Consider the following 8439-nt stretch of genomic DNA (forward strand, 5'->3'; position numbering starts at 1 on the left):
CCCCCGTACCGGTCGTCTCGACCGGCGGTGACCCGGAGACCACCGCCGCCACCCCGGCCGCCGCGCCGGCCGGGTACGCCGGCCCCTCCGCGCCCGCCGGTCAGCCGGCCACCGCTGAGCCGACCGGGTACGAGCCGTCGACCGGCTACGAGCGCCCTGCCGCCACTGCGTCCGCGCCGCCGTACCCGGTCTCCGGCCACCCGGCGCCCGGCCAGCCCGGCTACCCGCAGCCGGCTGCCGGCCACTACCCCGGTGCCCCCTGGTACCCGGGTCAGCAGTCCGGCTGGGCCGGCGGGGGCCAGCCGGGCATGGCGTACGCCCAGCACCAGCAGCACCCCGGACAGCACGCCCAGCACCCGCACCACCCGGGCCAGCCGGTCCCGCCGTGGGGCCCGCAGGTCGCGCCGCCCGGCAGCGGCCCCCGGCCGGGTCGGATCGCCAAGTTCGCGGGTGCCGGCGTCGCGGTGTTCGCCCTGATGCTCGGTTCCGGCGTGGCCGGTGGGGCGCTCGCGCTCGCCCTCGACGGCGACGGCGGCGGTATCACCCGCACCTACTCCGCGGCTCCCGTGATCAACGGTGCCGACCTGCCGAAGATCGCCGCATCGGTGCAGGACAGCGTCGTGTCGATCACCACCGACAGCGGTGAGGGCTCCGGGGTGGTGCTCAGCGCCGACGGGTACGTGCTGACCAACAACCACGTGGTCGCGTCCGCCGCCGGCGACGCGGTGCGGGTGGTCTTCGCCGACGGCAAGACCGCCGACGCGAAGATCATCGGCACCGACCCGAAGACCGACCTGGCCGTGGTGAAGGCCAACGGGGTGAGCGACCTCAAGCCGGCCAAGTTCGGCGACAGCGACGCCATGCAGGTCGGCGACCAGGTGCTCGCCCTGGGCAGCCCGCTCGGCCTGCAGGGTTCGGTGACCTCGGGCATCCTCAGCGCCCGGGACCGCACCATCCGGGCCGGCGAGGGCCAGCAGCAGGACCCGACCCAGCAGAGCCAGCCGGTCAGCTCGATCTCCGGCCTGCTCCAGACGGACGCGCCGATCAACCCCGGCAACTCCGGTGGCGCGCTGGTCAACACCCGGGGCGAGGTGATCGGCGTGAACACCGCCATCGCGACCTCCGGGCAGAGCACCGGCAACATCGGTGTCGGGTTCGCCATCCCCAGCAACAAGGCCAAGGACGTCGCGGGCAAGCTCCAGCGTGGCGAGAAGGTCAGCCACCCGTCGCTCGGGGTCGGCGTCAACCAGGCCGAGGGCGGCGGCGCGCTCGTCGCGTCGGTCACCCCGGGCAGCCCGGCGGAGAAGGCCGGCCTCCAGCGCGGCGACGTCGTCACCCGGTTCGGCGACAAGCCGGTCAACGACTCGGACGACCTGGTCGGCGCGGTGCAGGCCGGCAAGGTCGGCGACCGGGTCGAGGTGCAGTTCAAGCGCAACGGTGTCGAGAAGTCCGCGACCGTGACGCTCGCCGAGACGTCCTGACCACATAACTGAACCTGCTTCCTCCCTCCGGCGGCGGGTGGCGGGGCCGAGGGGGTCGGCTCCGTCACCCGCCGCTTCTTTTCGCCCGGACGGCGGTTCACCCGGATCGGGTGAACCGCCGTCACCCGTCTGCCCGGCAGTTTCGGTGAGCAACGACCGGAAACCGGGGGTGGGGTGCCATGGCCGAGCTGGTGGGTGTCCGCGACGACCAGCGGATCCAACGCGACGTCCTGGCCGAGCTGGCCTGGGACGCCCGGCTGCAACCGAACGAGATCGGGGTGACCGTCGACCAGGGTGTGGTCACCCTGACCGGATTCGTGGACGGTGCGGCTCGCGGCTGGGCTGCGACCCGGTGCGCACAGCGGGTTCGCGGCGTACGGGCGGTGGCAGACGAGATGGAGGTGCGGCTGCCCGGCACTCCGGGGCGTACCGACGCCGAGGTCGCCATCGCGGCCACCCGGGCGTTGGAGTGGGACAGCTTCGTGCCCGCCGAACGGCTGGACGTGACAGTGGCCAACGGCTGGCTGATGCTGCGCGGTGAGGTCGAGTTCGGGTGGCAGCGGCGGGCCGCCGAGGGCGAGGTGCGCCGACTCGACGGCGTACGGGGGATAACCAACCTGATCGAGGTACGACCCGCGGCACCACCGGCCGCCGAGCGGCTGCGGCGGGACGTCCAGCGGGCGCTGCTGCGCACGCTCGGCGGCGAGCGGGTGACCGTCGAGGTGGACGGCGACACGCTTGTCCTCGCCGGCGTGGTCCGTTCCTGGTGGGAACGCGACCAGGTCGAGCGGGTGGCGTGGTCCGCGCCTGGGGTGCGGGTGGTCCACGACCAACTCCTGGTGGGCGGGTGATCGCCCGCCCTGTCCGGTTTATCGGGGGCGCCACTGGGAAACCGCCGCCGACCGGCGGTGCCGCCGCACCGGGGAGCAACGGGGAGGACTCGTGGCCATGAACCACCCGCCTGGGGGCCGTCCCGATGAGCGGCCGCTGCGCATCGCGATGGTGGTTCCGCCGTGGTTGTCTGTACCGCCGCCCGGCTACGGCGGCCTTGAGCAGGTCGTCGCCGCCCTGGTGGACGCGCTCTGCCGGCAGGGGCACGCGGTGACCCTCTTCGGCGCCGGCGGTGACCACGGCACGGCGGCCCACGGCTTCGTCTCCACCGTCGCCGAGGTCCAGTACGAGCGGCTCGGTGAGTCACTGCCCGAGCTGGCGCACCTGGCCCGGGTGAATCGGCTGATCAGCGCCGCCGACTTCGACGTGATCCACGACCACACCACGATCGGCCCGCTGGTCGCCGGCCGTCGGGCCGTGCCGACGGTCGCCACCGTGCACGGGAACCCCGTGGGGGAGTACGGCGACGTGCTGAGCGACATCGACTCGGGCGTCGCCCTGGTGGCGATCTCGCACGCCCAGCGTCGACTGAACCCGAACCTGCCCTGGGCGGGCACTGTGCACAACGCCCTGGACATCCGCGGCTTTCCGCGCAAGCAGATGCCCGGTGCGGGGCCGGTGCTGTGGTTGGCCCGGTTCAGCCCGGACAAGGGCCCGGACACCGCCATCCGGGCGTGCCGGGCCGCCGGACTGCCCCTGCTGCTGGCGGGAAAGTGCAACGAGCCGGCCGAGCGTCGGTACTACGAGCAGGTCGTCGCGCCGATGATCGACGACGACGTGACAGTCGTGCTCAACGCGGACCGCGAGGCAACGCTGCGGATGCTGGTCGACGCCCGCTGCCTGATCATGCCGATCCAGTGGGACGAGCCGTTCGGCATGGTGATGCTGGAGGCGATGGCGACCGGCACACCGGTGGTCGCGCTCAACCGGGGTGCGGTGCCCGAGTTGGTCCGGCCGGGGCTGACCGGGCTCGTCGTCGAGCGGTCGGAGGAGCTACCGGCGGCGTTGCTCGCGGCGGAACGACTCGACCCGGAGGACTGCGTGGCGCACGTCGCGCGGAACTTCTCGGTCGAGCGGATGGCGAGCGGCTACGCGGAGGTCTATCGGCGCTTCGCCCTGAGCCGGCACGACGCCCGGGAACCGGCCCGGGTGCCGGTGCGCTGACCCCACCCGTGCCGCCCCGGGTCAGGCCCCGGTCGCGCCCAGCTCGGCGATGGCGGTGTCGAGCCGAGACGCGTACGCCGGACTGATGCCTCCCTCACCGAGACGGACGGTGACCTTCGCGCGCAGCCGGGCCACCGGTGGTGCCAGCTTCTCGCGGCCGGAGCTGACCGCAGCGGTCAGGTTGCGCAGCTCGTTGCGCAGGTCGAGGCCCACGTCCTCGCGGATCTCCCCGGCGCTCACCCCGGCGCCGATCAACCCGTCGACCCGGTTGGCGGCCTCGATCAGGGTGCCCGGGTTCGAGGTGGGCGCGCCGGTCGTCGGCTTCGTCGACGGTGACCCGGTCGGCGGGGTCGGTGTGATCGGCGCGGACGACTCGGGGGCCGGCGGGTCGGTCGACGGGGTCGTCACCGGAGCGGCGGAGGGCTGCGCCCGGCGGGTCGGCTGCTGTTCGGGCAGCAGGGCCACCCCGGCCAGTGTCACCCCGACAGCCAGCACCAGCAACAACACCAGCCGCCGCCGGGACCAGCCCGCCCCGGTCGCCGGCTCGACCGGGGCGGGGGAGGCCCCGCCGTCCAGACTCGTCGGGGCGGGCGTCGGGACGCCGGCCGTTGCCACGCCGGGCGACTGCGGTGGCAACGGCTCGGTGGGCACCAGGATGGTCGCGGTCGGGGGCTCCGTCGGCAGCGAGTGGTCGCGGAGCGCGGTGGCGACCTGCCGGGCGGTCGGCCGATCGGCCGGGTTCCGGGCGAGGCTGCGCAGGCAGATCTGGGCCACGGCCGGGGGCAGGTCCGGCAGGTCGGCCAGCGTCGGCGGGGGGCCACTGGCCAACGCGGAGCTGAGCTGCTCCCAGGTGTCCGCCGGGTACGGGACCCGGCCGGTGAGCGCCTCGTGCAGCAGTACGCCGAGCGAGTAGACGTCGGTGGACGGTTGGGCCGGCGCGCCGTCGAGGCGTTCCGGGGCGACGTACGCCGGGGTGCCGAAGGTCTCGCCGTCCTCGTCCTCGTCGGGTGCGCCGATCCGGGTGGCGATGCCGAAGTCGAGCACCTTGACGCCCGTTCCGGTCATCATCACGTTGGCCGGGGTGATGTCCCGGTGCACGATGCCGAGCCGGTGCGCGGCGGCCAGCGCGTCCGCGACCTGCGCGCCCACCTGGACCGCCTCGGTCCACGGCAACGGCCCCTCGGTGAGCCGCAGCTTCAACTCCTCGCCGCTGAGCAGCTCCATCACCACGAACGAGGTGATCGAGCCGTCCGGGTCGACCGTCTCGCCGTAGTCGTGCACGGAGGTCAGGTGCGGGTGCACCAGCTGGGCGGCGGCCCGTGCCTCCTCCCGCACCATGTCCCGAAATCGCGCGTCGGCGGCGAGTGACGGGGCGAGCACCTTGAGCGCGACCACCCGGTCCAGTACCTCGTCCCGGGCACGCCAGATGACCGACATGCCGCCGGCGCCGATCTGGTCCAGAAGTCGGTATCTGCGAGCCAGCAATCGGCCCGGATGCAGCGCTGCCTTCACGGATCGCACCTGCCTCAGGGGTGGGAGCGGTATCAGGTTGCGCGAATGTGCACTGGCTGTCAACGCCGTCGCCGCCTGCCGTCGGCGGACGGGGCCTGCCGTGCGGTGACCGCCGGCCGACCACGCCCCACCGGCCGGCGGCGGGCCCGTGCCAGGATGAGAGGCATGGCGGGGGGACCGGTGGCGTTCGTGCTCGGCGGCGGGGGAGTGCTCGGCGCCGTCGAGGTCGGCATGTTGCGGGCGCTGTTCCGCGCCGGCATCCAACCCGACATGGTGCTCGGCACCTCGATCGGCGCGGTGAACGGTGCGCTGGTCGCCGCCGACCCGTCGGAGGCGGTGACCGACCGGCTGGTGCGGCTGTGGGCCTCGCCGGAGGCGAGTGAGGTGTACGGCGACTCGGTCGCCAGGCAGCTGCGCCGCTTCGCCGCCCGCACCCACCTGCACTCGCCCCGGCCGCTGCGTCGCCTGCTCGAAAGCGAGCTGGGGGTGGACACCACCTTCGCCGATCTGCGGGTGCCGTTCCGCTGCTGCGCCGCCCACATCGAGCGGGCCGCCGAGCACTGGTTCGACAGCGGTCCGGTGGTGCCGGCGGTCATGGCGTCGGCGTCGGTGCCGGGTCTGCTTCCGCCGATGCAGATCGACGGCGCGCACTACGTGGACGGCGGGATCGTCAACTCCATCCCGATCGGCGAGGCGGTGGCCGTCGGCGCCCGCCGGATCTACGTCCTGCAGGTGGGTCGGATCGAACGGGAGCTGACCCCGCCCCGCCGGCCGTGGGAGATCGCGCAGGTCGCGTTCGAGATCTCCCGCCGGCACCGCTTCTTCCGGGAGATGGCGGCGCTGCCCGAGGGGGTGGAGGTGCACGTCCTACCGACCGGCGGGCTGAACCCACGCGACGACACGCCGTGGGCGTACCGGGACATGGCGGCGGTGGGACGGCGGATCAGTCGCGCGTACACCGCCTCCCGGCGCTACCTCGCCACCCACCGGGAGCGGTGATGCCGCTGCCTCCCCGGTGGCTGCGTCGGTTGCTGTTCGCCCCCGCCGTCGTGCTGCTCGCCTTCCTCGTGGTCACCACGTTGCCGGTCTGGGCGCTGCTCGCCGCGGCCGCGTCCCCGCTGGTCCCGGGCCGGTTGCGCCCGCTGCGACTGCTCTGGATCGGCTGTTTCTACCTGGTCTGGGACGCTGCGGCGCTGCTCGCGCTCTTCGTGCTCTGGGTCGGCTCCGGTTTCGGCTGGCGGACCCGGTCGCCGGCCTTCCAGCGCGCGCACTACGTGCTGGCCGGCTGGTTCCTGCGGGTGCTGTTCTGGCAGGCACGTTGGACACTGCGGTTGCGTATCGACGTGGTGGGCACCGACCCGGACACCGCCCTGCCCGGCCGACCGGAGCTGGTGCTGTGTCGGCACGCCGGGCCGGGTGACTCGTTCATCCTGATCCACGGGCTGGTCAACTGGTTCAATCGGGAGCCGCGGATCGTCCTGAAGGACAGCCTCCAGTGGGATCCGGCGGTCGACGTGCTGCTCAACCGGCTGCCCAACCGGTTCATCGCGCCGACCCCGGAGCGCGGCGAGGAGACGGTGCGCCAGGTCGGGCACCTGGCCAAGGGTCTGGACGACAACGACGCGTTCGTGATCTTCCCCGAGGGCGGCAACTTCACCCCCAGGCGGCGGTTGCGCGCCATCGCCCGGTTGCGCTCGCTCGGCCTGGAGCGGATGGCCCTGCGCGCCGAGCGGATGCGCCACGTGCTCGCCCCGCAACCCGGTGGGATGCTCGCCGCGCTGGACGCCGCACCGGACGCCGGGGTCATCTTCGTCGCCCACACCGGGCTGGACCGGATGCTCACCGTCGCCGACGTGTGGCGGGAACTACCGATGGACAAGCGGATCGTGATGCGGTTCTGGTCGGTGCCGCCGGAGGACGTGCCGACCGGGCGGCAGCAGCGCATCGACTGGCTCTTCGACTGGTGGGCGCAGATCGATTCCTGGATCGCCGCCAACCGGTGAGCGCGGTGGTGCGGAGCGTGGCGGTCGCGACCGAAAGGCGGGCTCAGCGGCGTATGTCCGCGTAGGGTGCGGGCGTGGACGAGATCTGCGTGGTGACGACGGTGGTGGACGCGCGTTCGGTCGCCGACGTGCTGGCGGCCGCGGCCGTCGCCGGCAGGCTCGCCGCCTGCGCCCAGGTGGGTGGTCAGGTGGACAGCACCTACTGGTGGCGGTCCGGAATGGAGACGAGCACCGAGTGGTCGGTGCAGTTCAAGACCGCACCGGATCGGCTCGCCGCGTTGCTGGACCAGATCCGGGTCAGCCACCCGTACGAGGTGCCGGAGATCCTGGTGTCCAGGGTGGAGAGCGGCAACCCCGACTACGCCACCTGGGTGTACGAGCACACCCGTTCCTGAGTACGCGCACTCTGGGTCGTACCCCGGTGGGCTGTCGATGATGACCGGGTGGACGACACCCGTTACCCCTGCCCCGCCTGTGGTGCGCCGGCCGATCTGAGCGCCGGTTGCTCCGGCTGCCGGCGGGCGCCCGATCCGACCGCCGCCGAGGTGGTTCGGCTGAGCCGGCAGGTCGCCGAGCTTGAGCCGGAGGTGGAGCGGGCCCGCCGCGCGTACACCGAGCTGGCCGGACGCCTGACGGCCGTGTCGCGTCGGCGGGCCGAACTGGCGGCGGTCGTCCGTGCCGGGTTGGCTGCCCCGGTCGTTGCGCGCCCGGTGTCTCTGGTCGGGCCGCCGCCGTTCATCGGCCCGGGTTCCGGCGTCGCGGCGGGTTCGCGGCCGGGTGCGGCGGAGACCTCGACGCGGACGGTCCAGGGTCTGCTCTTCGTCCTCGGTGGACTCCTGCTGGGCACCGCGGCTGTGGTGTTCACCGCTGTCGCCTGGGCGGCGGTGGGGGTTGCCGGCCGGGCGTTGATCCTGGCGGCGTTCACCGCGCTCGCTCTGGGTGTACCGCTGCTGGCTGTCCGCCGTGGGCTGCGCGGTACGGCGGAGACGTTCGCCGCGGTGGGGTTGCTGCTGGTGGTGCTGGACGGTTACGCGGCCTGGTCGGTGGACCTGGCTGGCGTGGCCGGCTGGCCGGGCAGCCGGTACGCCGCGCTGGTCGGGGGGGCCAGCGCGGCGGTCGCCGTGGTGTACGGCCGGTGGAGCGGGTTGACGGGGCCCTGGTTCGCCGCCCTGTTGGCCGTCCAGCCGGCGTTGCCGTTGCTCGCCGCCGAGGCCGGGTGGGGTGCGGCCGGGTGGGCGATGGTCCTGCTCGGGGTGGCGTTGCTGAACCTGGCCGTGCTGGCCGCGTTGCGTGGCCGGGAAGGGGTGGCGCAGTTCGTCGGCCGGGTGCTGGCCGGTGTCGCCCAGGGCACCGCGCTGCTGGGTGCTGCGGGATGCGCGGCGGTGCCG

7 protein-coding genes and 1 pseudogene are annotated in these 8439 nt (G+C 73.6%); 7 read left to right on the forward strand and 1 reads right to left on the reverse strand.

Going from position 1 to position 8439, the window contains the following annotated elements:
• The 3 genes from DLJ59_RS01650 to DLJ59_RS01660 form a co-directional block, all read left to right on the forward strand.
• Positions 1–1481, forward strand: a 1481-nt coding sequence (locus DLJ59_RS01650) for a S1C family serine protease (RefSeq protein WP_124770752.1), incomplete at its 5' end; no start/stop codon positions are given.
• Between the two features lie 179 nt (positions 1482–1660).
• On the forward strand, positions 1661–2332 hold the full coding sequence (locus tag DLJ59_RS01655; RefSeq protein ID WP_124770753.1) for a BON domain-containing protein: 672 nt from the start codon (positions 1661–1663) through the stop codon (positions 2330–2332).
• Between the two features lie 97 nt (positions 2333–2429).
• On the forward strand, positions 2430–3536 hold the full coding sequence (locus tag DLJ59_RS01660; RefSeq protein ID WP_124770754.1) for a glycosyltransferase family 4 protein: 1107 nt from the start codon (positions 2430–2432) through the stop codon (positions 3534–3536).
• 21 nt (positions 3537–3557) lie between these two features.
• On the opposite strand, the gene DLJ59_RS01665 is transcribed toward DLJ59_RS01660, so the two are convergent.
• On the reverse strand, positions 3558–5048 hold the full coding sequence (locus tag DLJ59_RS01665) for a serine/threonine-protein kinase (RefSeq protein WP_124770755.1): 1491 nt from the start codon (positions 5046–5048) through the stop codon (positions 3558–3560).
• Between the two features lie 165 nt (positions 5049–5213).
• Here DLJ59_RS01665 and DLJ59_RS01670 point away from each other — a divergent pair, with 165 nt between their 5' ends.
• The 4 genes and pseudogenes from DLJ59_RS01670 to DLJ59_RS01685 form a co-directional block, all read left to right on the forward strand.
• Positions 5214–6047 (forward strand): patatin-like phospholipase family protein, encoded by an 834-nt coding sequence (locus tag DLJ59_RS01670; protein ID WP_124770756.1) that lies wholly within the window; start codon positions 5214–5216, stop codon positions 6045–6047.
• Positions 6047–7051, forward strand: coding sequence for a 1-acyl-sn-glycerol-3-phosphate acyltransferase (locus tag DLJ59_RS01675; protein ID WP_124770757.1), 1005 nt, complete (start codon positions 6047–6049; stop codon positions 7049–7051). Before DLJ59_RS01670 ends, DLJ59_RS01675 begins: the two co-directional genes overlap by 1 nt.
• A 74-nt stretch (positions 7052–7125) precedes the next feature.
• Entirely contained in the window at positions 7126–7446 is a 321-nt protein-coding gene (gene cutA / locus DLJ59_RS01680) for a divalent-cation tolerance protein CutA (RefSeq protein ID WP_030336735.1), read from the forward strand.
• Between the two features lie 48 nt (positions 7447–7494).
• Positions 7495–8439 (forward strand): annotated as a pseudogene (locus tag DLJ59_RS01685) (SCO7613 C-terminal domain-containing membrane protein); the annotation flags it as partial.

It is taken from the genome of Micromonospora inaquosa, assembly GCF_003857055.1.
Lineage (GTDB): Bacteria > Actinomycetota > Actinomycetes > Mycobacteriales > Micromonosporaceae > Micromonospora > Micromonospora inaquosa.